Origin of the sequence: Stenotrophomonas sp. FR010 (assembly GCF_047520755.2) — a bacterium.
Taxonomy (GTDB): Bacteria; Pseudomonadota; Gammaproteobacteria; order Xanthomonadales; family Xanthomonadaceae; genus Stenotrophomonas; species Stenotrophomonas sepilia.
Genome location: NZ_JAXBQT020000008.1, coordinates 151,317 through 173,348, shown reverse-complemented (window position 1 = coordinate 173,348; position 22,032 = coordinate 151,317). Strand labels below are relative to the sequence as shown.

18 protein-coding genes are annotated in these 22,032 nt (G+C 61.5%); 6 read left to right on the top strand and 12 right to left on the bottom strand.

Annotated features, from left to right (window positions below; all coding sequences use genetic code 11):
* Window positions 1-6: 6 nt before the first annotated feature.
* From ACM0PK_RS09910 to ACM0PK_RS09880, 7 genes are all read right to left on the bottom strand, one after another.
* A complete protein-coding gene (locus ACM0PK_RS09910) occupies window positions 7-420 on the bottom strand; it encodes a hypothetical protein (RefSeq protein ID WP_069139114.1) in 414 nt (137 codons plus the stop codon).
* A gap of 212 nt (window positions 421-632) precedes the next feature.
* Entirely contained in the window at window positions 633-1,868 is a 1,236-nt protein-coding gene (locus tag ACM0PK_RS09905) for a restriction endonuclease subunit S (protein WP_222523747.1), read from the bottom strand.
* Window positions 1,865-3,919: a type I restriction-modification system subunit M gene (locus tag ACM0PK_RS09900; RefSeq protein ID WP_414606802.1), complete on the bottom strand. Its 2,055-nt coding sequence runs from the start codon at window positions 3,917-3,919 to the stop codon at window positions 1,865-1,867. The genes ACM0PK_RS09905 and ACM0PK_RS09900 overlap by 4 nt, the downstream gene beginning before the upstream one ends.
* Before the next feature lie 168 nt (window positions 3,920-4,087).
* Window positions 4,088-4,327: a hypothetical protein gene (locus ACM0PK_RS09895; RefSeq protein ID WP_069139113.1), complete on the bottom strand. Its 240-nt coding sequence runs from the start codon at window positions 4,325-4,327 to the stop codon at window positions 4,088-4,090.
* A gap of 341 nt (window positions 4,328-4,668) precedes the next feature.
* Complete coding sequence (locus tag ACM0PK_RS09890; RefSeq protein ID WP_414606803.1) at window positions 4,669-5,184, bottom strand: hypothetical protein; 516 nt, start codon at window positions 5,182-5,184, stop codon at window positions 4,669-4,671.
* Window positions 5,181-5,549, bottom strand: coding sequence for a hypothetical protein (locus tag ACM0PK_RS09885; protein WP_414606804.1), 369 nt, complete (start codon window positions 5,547-5,549; stop codon window positions 5,181-5,183). The genes ACM0PK_RS09890 and ACM0PK_RS09885 overlap by 4 nt, the downstream gene beginning before the upstream one ends.
* A 41-nt stretch (window positions 5,550-5,590) precedes the next feature.
* On the bottom strand, window positions 5,591-7,483 hold the full coding sequence (locus ACM0PK_RS09880; protein ID WP_069139110.1) for an integrase arm-type DNA-binding domain-containing protein: 1,893 nt from the start codon (window positions 7,481-7,483) through the stop codon (window positions 5,591-5,593).
* A gap of 714 nt (window positions 7,484-8,197) precedes the next feature.
* Here ACM0PK_RS09880 and ACM0PK_RS09875 point away from each other — a divergent pair.
* The 6 genes from ACM0PK_RS09875 (at window position 8,198) to ACM0PK_RS09850 (ending at window position 14,388) form a co-directional block, all read left to right on the top strand.
* Window positions 8,198-8,902, top strand: a complete 705-nt coding sequence (locus tag ACM0PK_RS09875) for a YaaW family protein (protein WP_145513009.1) — start codon at window positions 8,198-8,200, stop codon at window positions 8,900-8,902.
* Complete coding sequence (locus ACM0PK_RS09870; protein ID WP_114618621.1) at window positions 8,893-9,864, top strand: hypothetical protein; 972 nt, start codon at window positions 8,893-8,895, stop codon at window positions 9,862-9,864. The genes ACM0PK_RS09875 and ACM0PK_RS09870 overlap by 10 nt, the downstream gene beginning before the upstream one ends.
* Before the next feature lie 183 nt (window positions 9,865-10,047).
* Window positions 10,048-10,803: a M15 family metallopeptidase gene (locus ACM0PK_RS09865; RefSeq protein WP_050483500.1), complete on the top strand. Its 756-nt coding sequence runs from the start codon at window positions 10,048-10,050 to the stop codon at window positions 10,801-10,803.
* Window positions 10,804-10,867: 64 nt separating this feature from the next.
* Window positions 10,868-12,562 carry a YadA-like family protein gene (locus tag ACM0PK_RS09860; RefSeq protein ID WP_162792545.1) on the top strand — a complete coding sequence of 565 codons (1,695 nt, stop codon included), beginning with the start codon at window positions 10,868-10,870 and terminating at the stop codon, window positions 12,560-12,562.
* Window positions 12,563-12,693: 131 nt separating this feature from the next.
* The gene (locus ACM0PK_RS09855; RefSeq protein WP_099470569.1) at window positions 12,694-13,164 is read left to right on the top strand and encodes a GIY-YIG nuclease family protein; all 471 of its coding nucleotides are present in this window, start codon (window positions 12,694-12,696) and stop codon (window positions 13,162-13,164) included.
* A gap of 117 nt (window positions 13,165-13,281) precedes the next feature.
* On the top strand, window positions 13,282-14,388 hold the full coding sequence (locus tag ACM0PK_RS09850) for a hypothetical protein (RefSeq protein ID WP_414606805.1): 1,107 nt from the start codon (window positions 13,282-13,284) through the stop codon (window positions 14,386-14,388).
* Between the two features lie 3 nt (window positions 14,389-14,391).
* Here ACM0PK_RS09850 and mobF read toward each other — a convergent pair whose 3' ends face one another.
* From mobF to ACM0PK_RS09825, 5 genes are all read right to left on the bottom strand, one after another.
* The gene (gene mobF, locus ACM0PK_RS09845; RefSeq protein WP_414606806.1) at window positions 14,392-17,415 is read right to left on the bottom strand and encodes a MobF family relaxase; all 3,024 of its coding nucleotides are present in this window, start codon (window positions 17,413-17,415) and stop codon (window positions 14,392-14,394) included.
* Window positions 17,416-17,477: 62 nt separating this feature from the next.
* Window positions 17,478-19,214 (bottom strand): type IV secretion system DNA-binding domain-containing protein, encoded by a 1,737-nt coding sequence (locus ACM0PK_RS09840; protein WP_414606807.1) that lies wholly within the window; start codon window positions 19,212-19,214, stop codon window positions 17,478-17,480.
* Window positions 19,215-19,365: 151 nt separating this feature from the next.
* The gene (locus ACM0PK_RS09835; protein WP_162792543.1) at window positions 19,366-20,838 is read right to left on the bottom strand and encodes an ankyrin repeat domain-containing protein; all 1,473 of its coding nucleotides are present in this window, start codon (window positions 20,836-20,838) and stop codon (window positions 19,366-19,368) included.
* A gap of 195 nt (window positions 20,839-21,033) precedes the next feature.
* Window positions 21,034-21,156, bottom strand: coding sequence for a hypothetical protein (locus tag ACM0PK_RS09830; RefSeq protein WP_255313069.1), 123 nt, complete (start codon window positions 21,154-21,156; stop codon window positions 21,034-21,036).
* Between the two features lie 270 nt (window positions 21,157-21,426).
* The gene (locus tag ACM0PK_RS09825; protein WP_139726882.1) at window positions 21,427-21,957 is read right to left on the bottom strand and encodes a hypothetical protein; all 531 of its coding nucleotides are present in this window, start codon (window positions 21,955-21,957) and stop codon (window positions 21,427-21,429) included.
* Between the last annotated feature and the right edge of the window lie 75 nt (window positions 21,958-22,032).

Genomic DNA, 22,032 nt, shown 5'->3' with positions numbered 1-22,032 from the left:
CTGTCCTTAGGCGGTGGCGCTCAGATGGCTGAAGAGGAAGGCGGCAATACAGGCATAGGCAGAGATGATCAGCGCCAGCTTCGACCAGTAGAAGACGATACCGGGCCAGTTGAACCATCGGCTGGCAGCGACATTCGCGTCAGCTGTGATCGACTTGGCAGCCAGCTCCTTCTCCTTGATACGGTGAAAGTAGCCCCAGATTGCGGACGAAGACGCGTACTGGAGGAGATCACAGGCCAGGGAAAGGCAGAGGAGGATCATTGCCCAGGTCAGGATCTGTGGGAGGGCTATTCCTGGCTGATCCTGAGGCTGGTTGAAGACCCACACTGCCGCAATACCGGCGAACGCCAGTTGCCTGGCTGCGGCGCTTGCCGCCGCAGAGTGGCAGTAGTAGTTCTCCCTTGCCTCAGAGAGCTTCATTTGGACTTCTGACCGCCCGAGGGGTTACGTGGACCACCGCTATTCGTATTGCTGCTGCGGTTCCCTCCACCGGCAGGCGTACTAGCGCCGGGGCCAGTTCCCTTGTTGCCGGAACCACCGGTACCCGGGGAAGAGGGCTTGCTGTTGCCGCTAGATGATCCACTGCGATTGGGTGAGGTCATTGTCGTTAGGAGGCCGAGTTGAGGAATTGGTTAGCTGCTCAGGTCGATCTTGCCGGTGACGGCAGCGGTAATCAGGGCGGTGCGGTGTTCGCGCAGCAACTCGATGGAGCGATCAGTCTTGACGATCAGGTTGTCAATTCGGGATGACTTGGCCTCGATAAACCTGATGATCTGATCTTGTTCTTCAAGTGATGGAATGGTGATCTGAAAGTTCTTGAAAACAGGCATTCGAAGCGAATCGACTGTTGATTTTGCACCACCATCCAATGCCACGGCGGCGAACAGTGAGCTGAGGTAGTGAAAGAAGAACTTCCCACGCACATGTCTGAAGTTGTGCATCATGTAGACGCGCTGATGGAAGTCGAATTTGCCATTTGCGTAGTGGTAGACCTTGCCGACTCCAGCGCCATCTCCAGCCGTTAGAACTGCCTCGCAATCGGCTGCATAAGTGTCGATGCGTGCTACATCTTGGGAGCGTACATAGAAGGGATAAGCGCCATCTTCCGTGGCGTTGACTGTGTCTCGACTGCCTGTTGTTACATCACAAACGAATCGTAGGCGCTTGGTTGACCAGGTCTCTGGTACGCCGCCCAGCCACTCCACCCCGCTGTCCTTCATCGGCACATTCGGATCGAGCCCCTTGGTCACGGCATGTGTTATCAGGGCTTGGCGCTTCTCGCGCAGCAGCTCGATGAAGTGGGCCTTTTTCGCGATCAGGGTGTCGATACGGGTGGTGGCGCGGTCGAGGTAGGAAGCGATTTCTTCCATTTCGCTGGTGGGCGGCACAACGACTGGGAGGCGCTTGAGATCGGCGAACTTCATGGACTGCCGTATGCCGCCGCCGATCCCATAGAACACCTTGGAGGTGTCGTATGAGCGCATTAGGTACTCGAAGAAGCGGGGGCAGGTCTGCGGTCTGACAGTGACATAAGCGGACGTGATGATGCCGCGCTCCAAAGCGCGAGCCGACCGGAGGCTGCGTTGATCGTTCTGCAGATCAGTGAGCCGGAAGACTATGTCGTTTGCCTCGATGATGTTATATCCCTCGAAACTTGCAGGCGTAAGCCCCTCGAGACGATCCATGTCCTTGCGCACCAACTGGCCATAGCTCAGCGATAGCAGATTGCGTTCTTTCAATCCTGTGTTGGGGCTAACGACCTCAGCCGCAAACGAGTAGAACGGGCGGACGTCCCAATGCAATGGGATGGTTCCGACCCATTCCATGCCTGAGTCCTTCATCGGCAGGGTGGACAGTGCTGGCGTCATTCAGCCACCTCATCCAGCAGCACGGCGATCTCCGCTTCCACGGCTTTCAGCTCGGCATCGATCTCATGCAGGTCACGCGGCGGGACGTACTTGTAGAAGTAGCGGTTGAAGTTGATCTCATAGCCAACCTTGCCGATCTGGCCGTCGCGGTCATCGGTGTAGCTGGCGTCCACCCAGGCATCGGGTACATGGGGCAGGACTTCGGTGTCCATGTAGTCGCCGATGTTCTGGTCGAGCGGAACGCTCTCGAAATCTTCCAGTTCCTTGTCGGGTACCGGATTGCGTTCCTCATCGAGGACTTCGGGTGCGTCGGGATCGCGCACTCCCAGAGCGCCTTCCAATGCGTTGGCCAGCGGGTTGCTGATCTTGGGGAGGCCCGCTTTCTTGGCGGCCGTTGCCAGCGTGGTGAACCACTCGTAAGGATGGGTCTGGCCCAGGTGCTTGCGCAGCAGAGTCAGCCACTTCTCCTGGTCGGCTTCGGCCAGCTTGGCGAAGGCCTTGCTGGCGGCCAGAGCAGACAGGCCCTCCTCGGTGATCTTGGCCACCAGTCGCAGGGGGCGCTGGACCTTGATCCGGCGGTAGCCGAAGTCGCGGTAGTCCACGATCCGCACGTTCTCGCTGGGCGCGAAATTGGCATAGAGACGGGCAATGTCTTGGGCCTGCTCCTCGCTGATGTAGCGCCGCTTGTTGCCCTCGGACTTGCGCATGGGGCTGTGCATGCCCGTGGCGTCAATCAGCTGGACCTTGCCCTTGCGCTCCTCGGGCTTGTTGTTATCCAGGAGCCAGATGTAAGTGCCGATACCGGTACGGAAGAAGATGTCCGTGGGCAGGGCCACGATGGCATCGATCAAGTCGTTTTCCAGCAGCCAGCGACGGATCTCAGACTCACCCTGGCCGGCGTTGCCGGTGAATAGGGGTGAGCCTGACAGGATGATGGCCGCGCGGCCACCGCCGTTCTCTGGACGTTCCATCTTGGAAACGAGATGCTGGATGAAGAGCATAGAGCCGTCGGAGACGCGTGGCGTGCCGGCTCCAAAGCGACCCTCAAAGCCCTTTTCCTTGGCTTCGCGCTCGACGAAGGCCTGGTCTTTCTCCCACTTCTTGCCGAAGGGTGGGTTGGACAGGCAGTAGTGGAAGCGCTGGCCGGCGAAGGCGTCCTGGGAGAGTGTTGACTTGGGGCCAGCGATGTTGGCCGACAGGTCTCGGGCGGGCTCGGTTTCCAGGCGGCGCAGCAGCATGTTGGCCAAGGCCACCGCGTGGGTTTCGGGTTCCAGTTCCTGGCCAAAGGGGATCAGCACGGGCGGGGCCTTGCCTTGCGCTGCGAAGCCATCGACGTGGTTCATGGCGTCGGTGAGAAAGCCGCCGGTGCCACAGGTGGGGTCGTAGAGCGTGCGGATCAGACCGGGGTTGTCACGGAACAGGGCGTCATCCGGATCGAGCAACAGCGTCGTGGCCAGGTGGACCACGTCGCGCGGCGTCATGAAGTCCTCTGCCGCTTCGTTGACCTCGGAACCGAACCGGCGGATCAGGTGCTCGTAGATGTTGGACATGACCCGGTCGGGCACGACATCCGGATGCAGGTCGGTGTTGGCGAAGTTCTGGCAGATCTTGAACAGGATGTCCGCGCGGACCAGGCGGGCGATCGTGTCGGTGAAGTTGAACTGATCGAAGATGACGCGGGCGTTGTCCGAGAAGCCGGCGACGTACGCTTCCAGGTTGGACTTGGTCTTGGTCGCGCCCAGGGTGGCAAGCGAGTACTGCGAGGTGTTGTAGAAGGGCAGACCCGCGGTCTGGCGCAGGATCAGCGCTGTATCCAGCCCTTTGTCCTTGAACTTGGCGTGGGCCTCGAGGACCTTCTCGCGGGTGGGCTCCAGTACGCATTCAAGACGACGCAGCAGGGTGAACGGCAGGATGATCTTGCCGAAGTCCGTGTGCTTGAAGTCGCCCCACAGGTCCTCGGCGTTCTTCCAGATGAAGCTGGCCAGGACGGTGTCGGAAGCCTTGGGGGCTTCTGCGGGTGGGGTGCTGGTGGTCTTGCCGTTCTTGGTCATGGTGCCTGCGTTGTCATCGAAATGGCGAAGTGCTGCCCGGACCGGCCAGAGGGCCGGCGGACGGGCGAGTGCGTATTGCGTACTGAGTCCCCGTGGGCATCCCAGCACAGCGCCGTCTCCAGGAGTGAGACCGGGAGGGCAGCCAGAAGGCGGATGCACGGACGAAGGTTACCCAAGGGGGTACCTCCGCGCGAACTCGGCCACGATCTGGGCGAGTCGCTGCTGGACGGTTTTGCGGCGGGGGTGGCGCTTGGCCTCGGTCAGGGCCTGGCGCAGGGCCTCCTGAAGCTCGGCGTCCGTGCGTTCCTGGATGAGCTCGGAGGCTATGGATTGGGGGGCGCTCAGGGTCTTTGCCGCGGCCAGCTTCTTTCGTTCCCGGTAGGCGCGCCCGCGCTCGGCAACGCTCATCGGGCCCGCGGTGGGGTCCTTACATGGGCGGCCCGTGAGGGGATTGGTAGCTGAGGGGTCGTTTTGCATCACGAAAGGTGGGCCGGGCTGTCCCGCAACCTACGGGTGATGCAACACGAAAGCAAGGGGGAGCTTGTGGATTTCAACCGAAAGTTGTGGCGGTACTACCCTTGACGGTGATCGGTGTAGTTACTCAATAGGGCCGAGGTATTTTTCGGACTGCGGGGTGGCTCGAAAGCCAGGGCGCAAGTTAGTTGCGCTGGTCGCAATTTGGCTTGCGGTGAGCGCAATTCGGCTTCTCAGCCATTCCCGTCCCCTTCTGCACATTGAGTTTCAGCCAATCAGTATCGGCCGTCGATCAGTCTGCCGTCATCATCTCCGTAATCTTCTTCGTAGCCCTCATTCTCGTAGCTGTCGTAGGCCTCTTCGGCGGCAGCCTCTGCTTCTTCTTGGGCCATCAGGTCGGCCCGCTCCTGGCGCTCCAGTGCGAAAGCCTCGCACCCCTCGATGAAGGACATCGAGTTTCCGCCACAGTCCGACTCGTCGGTAATGTCGTTCTCCTGTGCCCACTCGAAGCCAGCCTCGTGGCCTGAGCAATCCTGGGTGCAGATGTAGTTCCCTGAGTCCTCAACGTCGTAGGCGTCTACGCTACTTGTGTCCGCACCGGCGCCGTCGCTGTCTGCACCTCGTTCGCTGTAGACCGCCTGCCGGGCTTCCTCTGCTGCCTCGGTACGCGCATCAGTGTCGTCTTCGTGGTAGTTCCGGCTGTCGTCATAGTCGGCATACCTACCGGCGCCACTCCCACCGCAGGCTGTCACCAAACTGGCCAGGATGGCGGCCGCGATCAGGGTCTTCACGCCCCCGTTCTCCCCTTGGCTATCTGTTGCAGCGCCTCCCGCCTGCGCTGCGCCTCCAACTGCCCCTCGGCCTCATCGGCCATCGCGCGCAAAGCGTCGGCATACACCCGCGTCCACGCCGCCCGCTCGTTCAGGTCGGCCCACGGCAAACCGAACGCCTCGCCCAAGGGGAGACCGTCCAGCCGGCCGTCGGCAATCGCTGCCAGGAACACCTCCTCATCCACGGTAAGCAGGTGACCCAGCACTGCGCCGTCCGCGTCGAACGTCCAGGGCTGCGGCGCGAGCAGGTCGGCCAGCGTTCCGAAGCGCAGACCGGTAGCTCGAGTCAGTAGCCCTTGCGGCTGCTCGGTGCCGACGCAGGTCACCCGCCGCGCGCAGGGCCTCAATGGCAGCCTTGGCGCGAGCGTCAGCCGCCGCCCGGCGCTTGGCTAGCGCGGCTCTGGATTCCTGCGGTGTGCGCTTTGCTTCGATGGCCAAGGGCTCGCCTGGAGGGCAACTTCAATGGAGGATCGCGGTGCTCGTCGAGCATCTGCTTGTCCGGGCCCTTGAGGATATTCCAGACACAGGGACTGGTGGAAATGATCGCCTCCTCTACCTTGGCCATGGCTTCCTGTAGTGCCGGCCACTCCTGCTCGCTGTACCGCTCGGTGACCTTGGCCATCTTCCCCGAGTCGTCCCGGTCGGTATGGTGGTTGAGCAACTGGCTGACCACATGGCCAGGAAGCAACTTGCCGGCGAACCGCCCCAGCGTCCGGCGCAGATCATGCGGGGTCAGGCCGATATCGATGCCGCGCTCAGGGTCGAGCAGTCCAGCATCCAGGCGTACGTTGTGGAGGATGGCCTTACTGTCGGTGTGGTGGCCATCTTTGGACTTGGGGTTACGTGCCGGGAACACCCATCGCGCCAGGTTCTTGAGCTGCCATTGGATGTGCGCGATCTTCTTGGCGTCCTTCTCCCGCTGCGCCTGGGCCAAGGCCTTGGTCAGTGCGCGCTCCTTCATAACGCTGTCGTCGAACCGCCACCGCAGAATGCGCTCGGCGAAGTAGGCCACTGGAAGCAACTGGAACTGGCCGTTCTTGGTGTCGTGGAGGAACACCTGCGAGCCTCGCAGCCCGGTCGTGGGGTTCTTGGCGTTGGGCCGAGGCGCCAGCCACGCCCAGGACGCAAGTCGCAGGTCCAACTCATCGGGCGAACAGCTTTCATAGCGCCGCAGCTTGGCGGCTTCGCTCCGGCGGGTGCCCCACAGCAGGGTCAGCAACACATAGTCGACGCCCACGGCGTTGTGGCCGTTTTGCATGTCCCGTCTGCCCACCAACGCCTTCAAGACCGTCGGCAACGTCTGGCTACCCGTGGCGCTATCGTCCGTGCCCAAAGGGTTTCGCACCTTGGAGTCCGCGTAGTGTTTGGCCAGCTCCCTTGAGGAACGGTAGCGCTCGTCGTCAGCCAGTGCCTCAAAGGGGTTGTGGACCAGGGCCTGCTGGCGGCCTGTATTGGAAGCCGCGATACGTTCAGCCTTGATCGCCCGGGCCACGGCACGCGACGCGTTGCCCATGGTCTGCTCCGTTGCTGACAGGCCAGCCGCGTGGGCACGGGCCAGCGTCTTCCCCGTCAGCCCCAAACGCACCAAGTCTTCCAGCCTCAAGTTCCACCATGCTCCTTGCTTGGTCAGGAACTCTTTGGTCTCGGGCGACAGTCGATTGGATTGCAGCATGCACGTGTGCCGCAGCCCGTTCCAAGCCGCCAGAAGATCCTTATTGGTCAGTGTGACGATCGGCTTGTCGGCCAGATTGACTTCCGGCCGTTGTAAACGGGCCAGCGCGTCCTTGACGCCTTCCACGCCCCCCGCCTTGGCCCGGCCACGTGCCAGCCGGTCTTCCAAGTGCTCGATGTAGTCTTCCAAGGCCTCGCCCACTGTCTTGCCACGCGCCTTCTGCCGGGCAACTTCGGTTCGTACACGCTCTCGCGGATCCTCACCCGTATGCCGGATGTGGTGACGTTGCGCCCCAGCCAGCTCATGAGCGCGGGCCAAGGTAAGCTCTTGGACTGACCCCAGAGCTAGCCGGCGGCGCACGCCGTTGTGCTGGATACGCAGTTCATAGAAGGCCCCCATGGGACCGACATAAAAGCCAAAGCCTACGGGCGCGCCGGGCGTACCGTCGACAAACCGATACGGCTTGCCCGTAGGGTTGGATACGATCACCACGTTCCCCTGCTGGTCCAGCTCGGGCCACTTTGCGATCGTCAGGGAGCGCAGTTGAGCCTGAGTCAGGCGATACTTCTTCAAGGCGACTTTTGCCATGGTCCGCGTCTCTTCGCGTGGCTAAACAATGGTCCATGATGACCATGCCCGGCGCCTCGCCCTTCGATTGTGGTCCATGTATGGGCCATCGAAGTCGCCACAAAACCGATTCTACCTCCCTTTTGAGCTCGTAATGCAAGTGCCAGATACCTCACAAACCACTGATAAAAAAGCAGTTAGGGCGAAACCAACAGGCACACAAGAACATACCCCCCTAATGAAGCATCACGGGCGCATGCTTTGCATCCGTATGTTTCTGAAAGATATTTTCCGGGACCGCGCCCACTGAGGGCTGGCATTGCTACACTGTCGCTACACGACTCTTGAACCGCGGCGCGGCTCATCGCCTCTTCCTTAGGGTCAAGTCCCGACCTCGCAAGGACTCCCAAGCGGCAATCGCTGGACGCGTTAGGGAACGAACCATTTCCACACTGAGCAGCCGCGTGGGCTGACCGAGATTCTGACAACGGCGCCGCCGCCGTTCGGCCCCTGAGCAGCCCATCTCGACTTCCATCATCGCCCGCCCCTCGCTCTTCATGGCCGAGAAGCGCTGCACGCGCTTTTTCCAGTGACCGAACTGCCGATCTCTTTCAATGCGACTCCAATGACCGAGACTACGGCGGCTTTGGTTAGAATCCGATTCGAAGGGCCGATTGTAGATCGAGCCCTAACGCCAAGAGACAGACGGGCTAAGCAGCCCATACAGGGGAAAACATGGATTTCAGCGTTCCACGAAACCGGCCATTGGCCGAGCTTCTTTCTCAAGCCGGCAGTGAAGATCTGGATGTCCTTGCTGACTTGATCACCGACAACGGCAAGGGGCGGCTCGCGCTCGATTCTGGCATCAAGGCGCTCATCGTTAAGCGAAAGGCCGAAGGGGCCCTTCAGTCGATTGCTGATGTCCTGGAAAAGGAGATCTGCGACTTCGGCGGCAACACCCTGATGAACACCTACAGGTCCTCCGGGGTCGAATACCCGGAGCTAGCTAAAGACGTTGCTAAAAAGCTGGGTAGCAAGATCCCAGAGGGCGCCGACGTCTATGCCCTCGAAGAGTTGGCCCTTGCGGGAGCCATCGGGAAATACTCGCCCGACGATGCAACTGCAGAGGGCGCTGGCGAGACCACGCCGAACTCGGTCATCGACAAGGTGGTGCAACAACTAGTTCAAAACGCAGGGACGGCAACAGGCTTGGCCTCCGCTGGTGGGGTCGCAGGCTTTGCATCCGCTTTGGGCGCTCGTGCAGCATCGTTTGTCGCGGGGCCTGTCGCTGTTGGGGCCGCGGGATACTCACTCTATGAAGCCACAGGCCCAGCATTCCGCATCACAATCCCGGCTGTTCTCCAGATCGCCAAGATTCGTCGCAAGCGGATCGACGCCGATTTCCAACACTATTGTGAGAGGCTGAAAGCATGTCTCTGATCAATGCAGAGCTGGCGCGTGATCTGCCCAAGCTCCAAGACATCCTTGCGCGTGTCGCTTCTGGGGAGCTGAACGTTTTTGGCGGCGTGGTGCGATACGCCGCGGGAACTGGAAAGGGGGGCCAGATCGCCGCGCACCTTGTATTCCCAAGCGACCCGCAGCAGGCCCAGCAGAGCATTTCCCAACTGCAGGCCGCCATGCAACAAAGTATGGGCAATCTTCAGGGCGGCATTGATGTCCTCCAACAGAGCATGGGCTCACTTCAGGCCCTGCAGATGGCAAACCTCGCCATGGCTGGCTTGAACCTAGCGGTCACAACCGCAGGCTTCGTCATTGTTTGTAGAAAGCTCAACAAGATCAGCGGCCAAATCGAGTCCCAGTCCGCTGGCATAGCCCAGACACTTCAGCTGGTGAGCGAGGCCCACGAGCGTAGCTTGCTGATGGATGAGGCGAGGTTCCGCGGCCTGGTCCTGGCTTGCCAACAGCACTTTGAGGAAGGCGACACGGAGCTCCTCAAGCACAAGATCCAAGATTTCCACGAGCAATACCAGTTCACCAAGCTGGTGTTGCAGCGCCACGCAGTTAAGGCAGCAAGCAACAACGAAGCTCGCTTGATTGATATCCAGGTTCTCCAAGACCGCCTAGTGAACCTTGGCCTGTTCCTCTCCCATATCCAGACCAAGGTGGGAGCCCGCGAGCGCGGGCAAGAAACCCTTCGGAACCTTGCGCAGGATCTGGAGGAACTCAACGGGAGCCGCGTGCAGGCCTTGACCTCGGATCGCCAGTTCGCTTTCAGCATCACCGAAGATCAGCTGAGCAAGGTGACTTCTTTCATCCAACAGGGGCAGCAAGCCATCCCTGCCCTTACCTACCAGGCCGACCTTCTCGCCCTCGAACACTTCGATGTCGACGCTGTGAACGAAGCGGCGACGACAGGAGAGATCGTGGTGATTGCGGCGTAGTCACCTGGATTGACTTTTATTTGATGCGTGCTATTAACTAATGAGGCATGCTTTCTTACCTCCCCATGCCTCATTAAGCCCCCACCCCCGGATGACTCGGGGGCTTTTTATTTTTTTCGCCTTGCGCTTTCCATACAATCCACTATCCCTGAATGCATCCAACGATCTTTCTGGGAGGAAAGCATGCAGTCCCGATTTACCATCACCGCCATCCTGGCTTGCCTGGCCTTGGCCGGGTGTTCGACCGTTCAACCCAAACCCAAGCCCAGCACCCCTTGGATCTACCAAACCCCTAAGCCGCACGGCGCCATTTACCGGTTCTTCCATCCGAAAAGTGAAAGGATGTGGAAAGGGGTTTCCCCAGCGCTGCGGGAAAAGGTTGAAGCCGTCCAAGCTCAACTCGCAGCAGAGGGCTACGACGTCCGCCCGGTCGAGGGCTACCGTTCGCCAGAGCGGCAAGCTGCGCTACTCGCTTCAGCTTCTAATGTCACGACGGTTGGTGCCTACAGTAGTTGCCACAACTTCGGCCTCGCATTGGATGCCGCCGTTTTCGTCAATGGCGAGCCGAGCTGGAACCTGGACGATGCCTATGTAATGGCCGGCTATCAACGCTTTGGCGAGCTGGCGGAGATCGTGGGGCTGAACTGGGGCGGCCGGTGGACCAACCCGAAAGACTATCCCCACGTCGAACTGAAAGCCGAGTGCGGCCAGGCCAAGTGGGCCTACCGGCAGGGACGCAAGCCGGGCGCGTTTCCTCCAGTGACCGGGACACCCTCTTCTGAAGTGCTGGCCCGGGCGCTGGCTCCGGCCTGGTGTCCTGCTGGCATGGAAACGGAGTGTCTGGCGTGGGGCAATGAAAACCGGATGGCCTGGAACTGGACGCTCCCGCGTCGGGTTTGTTTTGCGACCTTTCCTAACACATTGAAAAAGATCGGATGATCGCCTTGCGGAAATGAAATCGCCTGCTATGGATGAAGTATCAATCCATACTCGGAGGGTTTTCATGGCTTCGCTTCGCATTTCGATTTTGACGGCTTTGATGGGGGGCGCGTTGTTTTCCTCACCATCGTTTGCTCAAACCGCCACGGGGACCGGGGCCACGGCTTCGGACCCCAACTCGACGGCGACCGGGGAATACGCCCAAGCCTTAGCCCCGAATGCCACTGCAACGGGGGCCTATGCCAATGCCTCCGGGAACGGGGCCGTCGCCACCGGTGTTCAAGCCAACGCCTCTGCAGACAACGCAGTGGCGTCGGGCACGAATGCCCAAGCGTCCGGCGCGAACTCCATTGCGATGGGCCAAGCCGCGAATGCCACGGCGGTGAACGCCGTTGCGGTAGGCACGCTGAGCTACGCCGGGGGCGAAGCGGCCATGGCCCTAGGAGCGCAATCCGCGGCTACCGGCGTCCATTCCTTGGCGGCTGGTGTCCAGTCACAAGCCAGCGGGGACCTCTCGTTGTCGCTGGGCTACTTCAGCCGGTCGCGAGGCAACTCGTCGTTGGCTCAGGGCACCTTGGCAGAAGCCAACGCGGATCATGCAGTCGCCATTGGCTCCTCCACGGTCGCCGACGCGCGCCAGTCTGTCGCACTGGGCGCCGGGGCAGAAGCACGAGCGCAAGATTGCGTCGCCCTGGGCTCCCATAGCCGATGCTGGGCCAGCGACGAAGTCAGCGTGGGATCCACTTCTGAGGACGGAGGCCAGAGCACCCGCCGAATCACCAACGTCCGCGCCGGCACCTCGGACACCGACGTCGCAAACCTCGGACAGGTCCGTCAGGCGGCCCAAGCGCTGGGCGGCGGTGCCACGTTCGTCAACGGCAACTTTGTCGCGCCCATCTTTCAGTTCCGTAGTGGAGCCACCTACAACACTGTCGAGGCCGCTATGGATGATCTTGATGGTCGCTTGACTGTCCAAGAGCAGAATCCAGGCGGTGGCTCGGGCACGCCAGGCCCGCGTGGCGCAGATGGGTTGAGCGCTTACGAGGTGGCGTTGGCCAACGGCTTCCAAGGCAATGAACAAGTTTGGCTGGCAAGCCTGAAAGGGGAGCCAGGGGAACAAGGGCCTGCCGGCAACGATGGGGTGGATGGAACCGCCGGCAACGGCACGGGCGGCTCGACCGTCACGGCGGGCACCAACACCACCGTGACCGACAACGCCGATGGCACCCAGACCGTGGGCGTGGCGGACAACGTTCAGCTCTCCCAGAGCGGTTCGGTGAGCGCTGGATCGGTCACCATGAGCAGTTCGGGCTTCACCGTGGCCAACGGGGCGTCAGTGACCACCGCAGGCGTCAACGCGGGCAACCAGCGCGTGACCAACGTGGCTCCGGGGCGCATCGAGCGCGATTCGACGGATGCTGTGAACGGTTCGCAGATCTACGAAATGCAGCAGGTGTGGAATGACCGCTGGGTCGATACGGACCGCCGTTTGCGGCACCAGGATCGCCGGATCAACGGTTTGAGCGCCCAACTGGGAGCGATGAGCCAGATGGCCACCGCTGCGGCGCAGAACGGGGGCACGGCCGTTGGCCAGGTGAACCTGAACGTGGGCGTGGGATTCTCGGGGGGCAGTGCTGCAATGGCCGTGGGCTGGGGTGCTCGGGTGTCTGAGCGCACCAGTATTTCTGCTGGCCTGTCCTTTGGCTCTGGCAACAAGCCGGTGGCCGGCTTCGGGTTGAGCATCAACTTGGGGCGCTAAACGATTGCGTGGTGGAAAAGGAGGTGATCGTATCTCGGCAAGGGCCCTTCGGGGCCCTTGTTCGTGCCATGGCTTGACGAATCGGTTCTTTCTTTTATGGGTATGTAGGTATACCCATCGATGGAGGACCCTTGAACTGGAAACGCAATCAGAAATACCTGCCCCGCCCACGCCATCTCTACGGGTTGTTCTTTGACAACGGGTGCTGCTACGTGGGGCAGACCGTCGATTTAAAGCAACGCGAGCAGCAGCACCGCAGTGCTCGTGGGGGCTGGCAGGGACGCCGATTCTCGTTCGTCCCGCTGTCGAGCATGACGGGCACCCAGGCCGATGCTGAGGCTCACGAATACGCGTGGCGCTACAAGGCCTTTCAGCATGGCTGGCGAATCTATAGCAAGCCGCCTGGCCTCATCATCCGCAATCCGCGTCGCCGCACCACGGGTTACATAAAGTCCTTGGCTGCCGGCTACACCTGGCCCGGTGCTGCACCCACGCCGGCTCGGGGAGTGGGCGGGAGTCCGGGGTGGATTGTGTTCAAGTGGTGGTTTATCTACCCCGGGATCCTCTGCCTGGTCCTGCTCGCACTGGGCCTGGGTCGTTGAGCCGACAACTCAAATGAGAACGGATCGTATCGCCTAAAACGCGCCTAAGGAAATGGGTTGCGCGCCTATGAACCGTGCCCTACATATACTGCCCTCAGGGACAACATGGGGGCTTCAATGACACTGCAACATGGATGGCAGGCTTGCCGAAACTGCCACGCTTCCGACAGCGATTTGCGCGTTGAGGGGCGATGGCATCTCCGCGCCAATCCCGGCTATTGGGGCACCAGCGAACCCAAGGTCTTGGTGCTGGGGTTCTCCAAGGGCGCCACCCAGATCTCCGCGTCTCAATCCGGCAGCTTTGATGGGGTCGCCTTCGCCCGCATGCGCCCTCGCTTGCGCCAGGTGCTCGATGCGCTGGGCATCGACCTGGGAACGGAAACGGTTGTCCAAGCGCTCTCGGCGTCGAGCCGTTGGCTGGGTGCGGCTTCCCTGATTCGCTGTGGCCTCTCGTTGGACATCGACGGCAAGCTGACCACCAGCGGCACCATCATGCCCAAGGCGGTCTCCGCGGCATTCACCCGGCAAGTCATGCGCTCCTGCGTGGAGCAGCACTTGAGCCCGCTGCCTGCCAGCGTCGAAAGGGTCGTGATGCTCGGGACCACGGATGCCTACATCAAGGGCGTCAAAGCCCTGATGCGCAACCAGTTCGCCGACTACCAGGACATCAACGAGGTGGCCTTCACTGCGCAGGGCCGAGTCTGGGTCTTCGCCGCGCATCCGAGCCCCTCCAACGCTGAGTTCAAGCACTGGCTGGGCGGGGACATGGGTTCGACGTCGGGGCGAAAGCTGCAGCTGGCAGTCCAAGCCCTTGGTTCAAGGCCCGTGGCGCCTACTGCACTCGCATCGGTCATTGCCGTCGCCAAGGCCGCTCGCCCCGCCGCCTCTTCGACTCCCCCCCCAGCACCAGTTTCCAAGGACCGCGTTCCGATGACCAGCACCACCGATGACCGCTTTGCCCAGACCTTCCACCTGGTTCGCGGTGATGGGAAGAAAGTCGTCCCCGTCATGATGAAGAACAAGGACACGGGACGCGTGGCTTTCCGCTTGGCAAAGCAAGGGAACACCAAGGACGTTACGCTTGAGATCACCGACGAGGCAGACCTCCTTCGCAAGTGCGAAAGCGGCCTCTACCAAGTCCGGGTGCAACCACTGGACAAATCGTCCCCTCCAAGCTTTGTCCGCCCGCAGCTCAAGCACCGCATCGTGAAAGGCCGCGCCTGACGGCTACTGCCCAAAGCCATGCCGCTGGCGGGGCTGTTGGGTCGGCCACTGGACTCTGGGCGTCGGTTGTAGAGCCTTCTGGCGCCGAGCCTGCTTGAACACTTCCAGCAGTTGGCGGGCCTTGCGCTCCGCTTCGCTTATTTTGGCTTGGGCCACCCTCTCCTGTTTCTGTTCCTGGCGTTCCTTTAGCAGCGCGTCGAGCTTGCCTTGGATGCCCGTTCGCTGAGAGGCTGGACGTTGAGTGGTGGGACGTGCAGCTGCCCCAGGGGGCTGGACAACCGGCCGTTGCGGATCGTCTTTCAGTCCCGCGTCCAGCACGGTCTCTTTGAGGCGTTCCAGCCCCAGACGTTCGTTCAACCGCTCCACGTCATCGGACGTCGCATACATGCGGTAGGAACCCTTCGTGAGTCGGGTGTAGGCCACCAGGGCGCTGTGGGCGTCGAGCATGCCCAGGTTCGCCAGGTGGTAGACCTCCCGCTTGCCTTGGCCCTGGCTCTTGTGAACCGTCCCGGCATAGGAATGCGTCAGTGCTTTCATTTCAAAGCTGTTGAACGTCAATCGCCGGCCATCGGCCTTGGTCTCCGAGCGAATGGAAACGCTGATGTCGTAGCCGCCCGCCCTTGAGGGCTTGATGTTCTCCACCACGGCCTGCGTGCCATTGATGACCCCCAGGTCCTTGTTCTTCGCGGTGAAGACGATCTGATCGCCTTTCGACAAGGCCAAGTCGAACTTGCGCCCCTTGTCCCGGGCCTCGATCACCACCTCTTCCTGGTCCAGCTTTCCACGCTCTTTCAACCCAGCCCGGATGCCCGCATTGAGCGCGGCCACGTCTGCACGGGTGTGGGCGATGACCAACTTCTCCTGCATCGGGGTTGGGTCTTCGAAGTATTCGTGCAGCAAGCGCTCGCGGGCGTCCTTCTCCGTGGCCGTTTCGCGGATGGTGTCGAGCAACCGGGCCTTGATTTCGTTGCCCTTGTCGAGGGTCTGCGCCCGGGAACGGCTGGCCTTTTTCAGATCGATGATCTGGCCGCTTTCGTCCGTGGCGTAGAACGACAACGCGGTTTCTCGGTCTTCCTGTTTGCCCTGGCGTCGGATCTCCGTGAGTTTGGCATCACCCACCGCGCTCTTGGTCAACTGAAAGCCGGACCCAGCTCCGATGGGCTGAAGCTGTTCCACGTCGCCCTGCATGATGACCTTCGCCCCCGCCTTGGCGGCGTAGCTGAAAAGCTTGTGGGTGTTGCGCGCATCGACCATGCCTGCCTCATCCACCACAATGACGTCCGTCTTGCGGAACTGCATCTTTCTTTTGTCCAGGTCATGGAGCATCTGCGCCATGCTCACGCTGGACATGCCGCTTTCCGCCTCCAGCTTCTCGGCCGCGGCGTTGGAAACGCAGACGCCCAGCAACTCGAATCCTTGGGTTGCGTAAGCTGCCCGAAAACACTCACTGATCGTCGTTTTACCGGTTCCGGCGAGCCCAGAAAGATTGACCACGCCCCCGCTGCCCTGGGTGATGTGGTCCAACGCGTGGCGCTGCTCCTGGGAGAGTTGAAGGCCCTTGGCCTTCTCGTAGTCTTTCACCACCCGGTCCACGTCGGCCTGGGGCACGTGGTGATGGGTTTCCTTGGCTCGCTCAATCGCGAAGGCCACCACCTCCTGCTCGATCTGGAGCATCCACGGGGCGCAGTAGCGCTCCTGGGTATGCCGCCTTGCCAGCGAGTCGCCCTTGTCGTCGTCGTGCAGGCGCATGGGGTTGACCAGCACCAGGCCGTGCTCCTTCTTGAACGCTTCAACCAAGCCGTAGAGCTCTGGCACGGTCACGCTGCCGGAGTATTCCTGGCCCAAGACCTCCAAGAGGTTGTGGTCGCAGAAGATGGCGTCGGTCTCATGGAGCCGCTCCAGCAGTTCTGCCGGGGATTTTTGCTCCATTTCGTGCGCGTTGCCCTTGGCCTGCTTCAGGCTTTCCGTGGATACGTCGAAGCCTTTCAGCGTGTCCTGCCAGTGCGCGATGAGCTCCTGATAAGGCGGCTCGTCCTTGTCTTTGCGCGTGGCCAACGTGGCCTGCTGATTAGACACGTTGTGCTTGGCCGCGTAAGCGAGGATTTCCTTGCGGCGGTTGCCATAGCGATCCGTCACCTCCTCGTCCAGGCCCGCGATCCGCGCGTAGACGCGCCCGGTTTCCTGGCCGTCGTCGTCCAGTTCACGGATGCGGTCCACCCCATAGCCCAGCGCCTTCATGCCCTGGTAGAGCTCGGTCTTGTAGACCTCATCCATGGCTTTGCGGTAGCGGTAGATTTCTTCAGCAGAGAGGCTGGCCTCTTTGCCGTCGTTGCCCAAGGAAAGGTTGTAGAGCAGGTTGTGGGTGTGGAGGTTCGGGCCCATCTCCCCGGTCGCTTCGTCGGCTCGGGCGGCGTAGTGGTGGTGGGAGCTCCAGATCAAGCCCCCCTCCCCTACCCCAATGACGTCTTTCCCGGCCTTGTTGCGCCGGGTTTCGGACATGGCTTCGAAGGCTTCCATCGCCCGCTGGACCGCGTTGCGGTGCGCGGCATGGATGGCCTCTTGCTCTGCCGGATCGGACGCCAGTGCAAACGCCACGGAGATATCCAGCGGTGCGCTGATTGTCAGGTCAAAGCCGATGCGATGCCCACCGGCCAGATACGTGACCACCTTGCCGTCTTTGTCGCGCAACGGGGCCTTGCCGGTCTTATCAAAGCGGACTTTGACCTGTCCGCGATCCCCGGCTCCGTGGCATAGCGCTCGACCGGTCTTGGGGTCAAATCCATCCGTCAGCGGAATCATCAGCTCTTCCGTGGCGCGGACGCCTGCCAGACCCAGGTGCTGGGCCAAGCCGCCGAAGAACTTCGATTGCGCCTCTTTGCTCGGCGCGGAGCGGCTGTAGTAACCCACGGCCATGCTTGCCTGCTCGGCTTCTTCAGAGAGCTTTTCCTGGGCCAAGAGGTAGTAAATCGACGCAGAACCACCCTTGGTTCCCCCGGCGTTTCGCTTCAGCAGTGTGGTGTTGATCATGAGTTCTCCAGGTCCTGGCTATCCCTTCAGATCTACCAAAACCCTGCGACTCCACAACCCCACTACTTGCGGAAGATGGCTTCCAGCTCGTCGTCTGAAACGGCGCGGAGCTTCGGCGGCGTGGCACCGCGTTTTTGCAGCTCCGCGGCGGCCTGGTCGGCGGTCATCTTCAACACGCGCTGGACCTCTGCGGCGCTCTGCGCGTCACTCTGTGGCATGGGTTTTTGCTCCACTGGGCGAGCGCCCTGCTTCGTCCACCTCGCCCGCTTCTGCCCCTCTCGAACCTTCGGATAACTCACACCCGGCCAGTCCAGCAACAACAAATCGCCCGTGGTCTGCACGATGGCCCGGATGCCCCAACGTTCTTTGCCGTAAGCCTTCCCTTTGCGGAAGCCCAGATCGTCCGTGAGGCGCCCTGGCGGAACAACGGATTTCGACTCCTCGTGGACGGTCGCCTTGTCGTCATGCGTGCGCCAAGCCACGGTGCGCTTGCCCAGGTTCCGGGAGATTCTCTCCCGGGTCTCGCCCACCTGGAGCTGACACACGATGTGTGTGCCGACCAACCCAGAAAACGCCTGAGCCGTCTTGTCACCGTAGACCTTCTCGACTTGGCTCCAGTCCTGCACGGCCATGCAGGCCACCACGCCTTTCGACCTGCCCAGGGCCAGCAACGGCTCGATGTTGAGCTTGCCGGCGGAAGTGAGCTCATCGAAGAAGAACCCCAGGAATCGCCCGGCTTCGTCATCTGGCAGCGAGGGGCCGATGATTTCCGGCACCGCGCAGTTGATCATGGCGGAGATGTAGGCCTTGGTTAGCACCTCGTCTGGGCCCGATTGAACGATGACCTGCTTCCGACCCTCATAGGAATCTTTGATCCAGTCGAGCATCGAGAACATGCGGTCCGGCTTGCGCTCCGGCCACGCCAAGGCCAGGCGCTCGATGACCGCGGTGCCGTTGGCGAGCACGGCCATGCAGCTCGATGTGGTGTTGCTGTCGGGATTGGAGATGAGCGCGGCGGCGCGGGGATAGTGGATTGAAAGCGCTTGGGACATGAGTCCGGCTGGGCGGGCAACCAACGCGGCCAACTCTGCCCACCCCCAGCTCTTGCCCTTCGTGGCCTGGAGTTCGCGCACGCACCCTTCCAGCAAGGCTTGCGCCGCAGACGCCCAGAATGCGCCGCTGCCCTCCTCCGGGGGGATGATGCTTTGGGACAACGCGGCGGCCTGGGTTTGCGTCGCCACGTCACGGCCCACGTCCCAGATCCAACTGCGTTTGTCGAAGGGGCAGACGATGACCGGGTGCTTAAAAATGGACGTAAAGTCCCCTTTGATGTCGTAGATGAAACTTTTCTTTTTGAGACGGACCGTTTGCTCCAGCAGGTGCTTGAGGATGACGCTCTTACCGCTGCCCACGCTGCCGTAGATGAACATGTGCCGGGCCAGCAGCTTCTTGCTTGCGATCCAGTCGGGATGCAGCGACAAGGCATGCAGCTCGTCTTCCTGCTCTTTCTTCGTGAGCGAACGACGCCGGGCTTCAGTCAGGGCCTCTTTCCCCTGTAGCAGTTGAGCGCCGGACACATGCCAGGTATTTGAGCGCGGGATTAACCCCCGACGCGTCACCCAAGCCGACGCCCACCCGGCCAAGCAAGCGGCGACGCCGACCCGTGCCAACGTGCCAAACGTGGCCTGCTCCTTGGCCACCTCCCAGAATGCGGCGGCAGGCTCTCGGAATGAGATCGTGCCGGTGGCAAGGTTGCCCAGCGCTGCCAGGCTGCCAGTGAGGGCCTGGTTGAAGTTCATGAGCGTGTGACTGCTGGGCACCTGCCAGCCCAACCAAAGCGCTGCTGGGAAGACCAGACCAGCCACACACGCCCCAGACAGCAGGGCCCGGGGCCAATAGCGGACGGCCCGACTTGGTTCGATGCTCGACGGGACCGTCCAGCTCCAGCAGTCATAAATCGTGGACTTGCTCACGTGCCTTCTCCCGGTGAGCGTCGCCCGGCTTGCGCCCCTCCCGATCCAACTGCCCCGGGTCCGCGCCTGCGGCCATGAGCTCCAGGCAAACGCGGGCCTGCTTCCATTGCGCAGCGAGATGCAGTGGGGCCTGGCCGAAGTGATTCACCTGCGAGGGATCAGCTTGGACTTCCAGAAGCCGGCGGACGATGACGTGACTTTCGGAACGCACGGCTTGGTGAAGCGGACGGTCGCCCATCGCGTCGGGCTGGTTAGGGTCAGCCCCCAGGTGCAGCGCTGCGTCCACCACCTCGGGCGCGTTCAACGAAATGCCTTCTTCCAGCCACGTTTGCGAAGGGACGTTGAACGTCAGCTCGGGATGGAACGCGTGCGCGGACGCCAGAAGTTCCGCCACATGGAAGCGGGCGAGTTGGGGTCCGTGGGCGTCGATGAGCTTCAGTTCCAATGCTTCCGCTTGCTCAGGCGTAGCTCCGTAACGCTCCATCAGTCCTGCCGGGTAGTTTTGGACCGAGCGCTGCATGCCCAGCGCGACGTAGGTCTGGGCCACCCGGTGGCCTTCAGCCATGCTCAACGTCGTCTGCCCATTGGGTGCCGTGAGCGCGGGGTCGGCTCCATGCTCCAGCAACCGACGAACGATGGCCCCCTCGCCCTGGCGCGCGGCCAGGTGGATGGGCATCAATCCTCGGGCATTGGGGCAGTTCGGATCGGCGCCCATCGCCAGGCAAGCATTGACCGCGGCCAAGTTGCCCAGGGTGCTGTTTTCGCAAAGCCAGGTCTGAAACGGTGCGCCGTAGAGCCCCGGGTGTTCGCAGTGCTGGTGCGCGGCGGCGATGACCTCGCTTCCGTGCATCGTGGAGAGCGTTCCGCCCAGGGTTTGGATGAGGTGTTGCTCGGTGGCCTTGGCCTGCTCTTCCGGGACCTCGTAGCGCTGGAGAAGTCCGGCGATGTCCAGTTGGGGAAGCGCCGGGGCCTCCTGCGGCAACTCGGGCTGGGCACGCAGGAGCTGGAGCTGGTCAGCGGCGGCTCGGTTGGCTTGGACTTCTGCGATGGATTGCTGGAGCTGGGCCAGCAGGCCGGCGCGCTCGTCGCTGGGGAGGTTGAGGTAAGCCGGAGCAAGCCGGGTGTGGCCCAACACGCCCGCGTGGATTGTGACGTCCAGTTGCGAGGGGGTGATGCCGGGCTCGACGTGAACCTTGGTTCCTCCAGCTCGGTTGCCCAGCTCCAGGGAAATGCGGTTGGAGAAACGGCTGGGGGTCAGCACCCAGTCAAAACCCGCGTCGGTCTGGGTGTCCAACCCGAAAACCTGGGCCTCTCGGCAGAACCGCGTGGCCAGGTCCAACACTTCCCGCGCATCGGCGGCAGCGGCGGCCTCGTGATGCTTCCCGTAGAACTGGGCCAGCGTCAGGGGGTGGAGGATGGGATGAAGCAACGGCTCGTGGGGACGATTCAAGAAATCGCCCCCACCTGGGTTGCCTGCTGGGTTGTCGTGTTGGGGTTCCATCCCCTTTGCATACCGTCTTTTTCGGTTTTGGCAATCAGCAAGCGATCTTGAGGATGAAAGCCGCGCCAACCAAAACCCCGGTTTGTAGGAAAAGCGAAACGGTGTGCAGATCCATCTGCTCCAAATCCCCCCTCAACCAGGCCATCAAGCCAGCAACCCTGCCACGTTGGCGGCCACGTAGCTCACCACCGAAAACGAAAGCAAGGTGATCAGCAGGTTCCCCACGTTGTCCACGGCGAACTCGTAAGCATCGGCAAAAATATACATAAGGGCCTCCCCCGGTTGTGTTTGACTGATTACAGTCAACCACATCCCATAAAACTGGCAACCCTAAAAATCTCGATTGATCGACACTTTTGATGTTTAGTCAAACCTTTTTTTCTCTCTTCCCCAGATGATCAACCCCCACCCCGCTTCTTGCTTTGAGCCGCTTTTTCCGTTTGCTTTTATGGGTAGATCGATCCACTCACAAACAAGGGAACGTGCCCAACAAAAAGGGCCCCGAAGGGCCCTGGATGCGACACGGGGAATGGACCGTCATTGACGGTAGATGTTTTTCTGGACTTGGGCCTCGTGCTTGTCCCAGTCGAAGTTCGCCTCATAGCGCTTCATGAAGTCCGCTTCCTTCTTCGCGCTGGCGGCGTAGTGCGCGTAGCCCAACTTACCAGGCCCCATGGTTTGCTGCCGCTGGGCCGCAGTCAGCATGGGGATGTTTTCCTCCAAGGATTGCCCTCCGTCCTTCTGCTGGCGCTTCTGTCGCCATTCGTCCACGGTGCTGAACACCACTTGGGCGTGCTTGTCTTTGGGCGCGTCTTCAGCGCGCTGCTGCACCTGTGCGTGCAACCGCTCACGCGCGTCGGTGATCTCGTCGGGCTTGGCTTGCTTGGCCCAGTCCAACACGGCTTGTTGCTTCTCCTGGATATCGGCCTGGTCCTTCGCCAGAGACTGGTCGAAGGCTGCTTTCTTCTGCGGTTGGTGGTCGTTTGGACGCTCTCCGGCCAGCTTGGCTCGCCGTTTATCGCGAGCGCCCAGCAGGTCGTTCAAGGCATCGAGGTGGGTATTGCTCATAAAGTCCTCCTTCAAGGAAATGGGTGGTTGGGTCAGCATTGATCGATTTTGGAAAAGGGCAAGGGTTGCCTTGCC

What these genes read in the sequence shown, in the direction of transcription:
- ACM0PK_RS09910 (WP_069139114.1), bottom strand. Translation starts at nt 420, where the DNA reads ATGAAGCTCTCTGAGGCAAGGGAGAACTACTACTGCCACTCTGCGGCG.
- ACM0PK_RS09905 (WP_222523747.1), bottom strand. Translation starts at nt 1,868, where the DNA reads ATGACGCCAGCACTGTCCACCCTGCCGATGAAGGACTCAGGCATGGAA.
- ACM0PK_RS09900 (WP_414606802.1), bottom strand. Translation starts at nt 3,919, where the DNA reads ATGACCAAGAACGGCAAGACCACCAGCACCCCACCCGCAGAAGCCCCC.
- ACM0PK_RS09895 (WP_069139113.1), bottom strand. Translation starts at nt 4,327, where the DNA reads ATGAGCGTTGCCGAGCGCGGGCGCGCCTACCGGGAACGAAAGAAGCTG.
- ACM0PK_RS09880 (WP_069139110.1), bottom strand. Translation starts at nt 7,483, where the DNA reads ATGGCAAAAGTCGCCTTGAAGAAGTATCGCCTGACTCAGGCTCAACTG.
- ACM0PK_RS09875 (WP_145513009.1), top strand. Translation starts at nt 8,198, where the DNA reads ATGGATTTCAGCGTTCCACGAAACCGGCCATTGGCCGAGCTTCTTTCT.
- ACM0PK_RS09870 (WP_114618621.1), top strand. Translation starts at nt 8,893, where the DNA reads ATGTCTCTGATCAATGCAGAGCTGGCGCGTGATCTGCCCAAGCTCCAA.
- ACM0PK_RS09865 (WP_050483500.1), top strand. Translation starts at nt 10,048, where the DNA reads ATGCAGTCCCGATTTACCATCACCGCCATCCTGGCTTGCCTGGCCTTG.
- ACM0PK_RS09860 (WP_162792545.1), top strand. Translation starts at nt 10,868, where the DNA reads ATGGCTTCGCTTCGCATTTCGATTTTGACGGCTTTGATGGGGGGCGCG.
- ACM0PK_RS09850 (WP_414606805.1), top strand. Translation starts at nt 13,282, where the DNA reads ATGACACTGCAACATGGATGGCAGGCTTGCCGAAACTGCCACGCTTCC.
- mobF (WP_414606806.1), bottom strand. Translation starts at nt 17,415, where the DNA reads ATGATCAACACCACACTGCTGAAGCGAAACGCCGGGGGAACCAAGGGT.
- ACM0PK_RS09840 (WP_414606807.1), bottom strand. Translation starts at nt 19,214, where the DNA reads ATGAACTTCAACCAGGCCCTCACTGGCAGCCTGGCAGCGCTGGGCAAC.
- ACM0PK_RS09830 (WP_255313069.1), bottom strand. Translation starts at nt 21,156, where the DNA reads ATGTATATTTTTGCCGATGCTTACGAGTTCGCCGTGGACAACGTGGGG.
- ACM0PK_RS09825 (WP_139726882.1), bottom strand. Translation starts at nt 21,957, where the DNA reads ATGAGCAATACCCACCTCGATGCCTTGAACGACCTGCTGGGCGCTCGC.